Origin of the sequence: Blautia sp. MSK17_66 (assembly GCF_020538025.1) — a bacterium.
Classification (GTDB): domain Bacteria; phylum Bacillota; class Clostridia; order Lachnospirales; family Lachnospiraceae; genus Blautia_A.
In genome coordinates this window covers 1-327 of the sequence record NZ_JAJBNQ010000113.1, presented here as the reverse complement: position 1 = coordinate 327, position 327 = coordinate 1, and the positions used below count along the sequence as shown (strand labels likewise).

Genomic DNA, 327 nt, shown 5'->3' with positions numbered 1-327 from the left:
AATCACAAACATTGATGCAAATGCAAGATTTCCAGCCTTTAATGCTTTTTGTTTCACCCATTCTTCATACACCGCCACTTTGTCCAGTGTTTCTTTCATCTCTTTATTCATAGTCTGGCTCCTTTCTCCATCCAGGAGCTCTCTTATCTCAACATCGTAATACTCAGCAAGTTGAACAAGTATACTGAGATCTGGCATATTTATTCCTGTTTCCCATCTGGAAACTGTTCTTGCAGATACCTCAAACTTCTCGGCAAGCTGCTCTTGCGTAAGATTCTTTTCTTTACGACATTGCTTTAAAAAAGCTCCAATCTTTTTTGTATCCAT

Annotated in this window: 1 protein-coding gene; it reads right to left on the bottom strand. The window is 38.5% G+C overall.

Features of this window, described 5'->3' with window-relative positions; all coding sequences use genetic code 11:
• On the bottom strand, nt 1–327 hold a 327-nt coding region (locus tag LIR34_RS17720; protein ID WP_173903435.1), incomplete at its 3' end, for a helix-turn-helix domain-containing protein.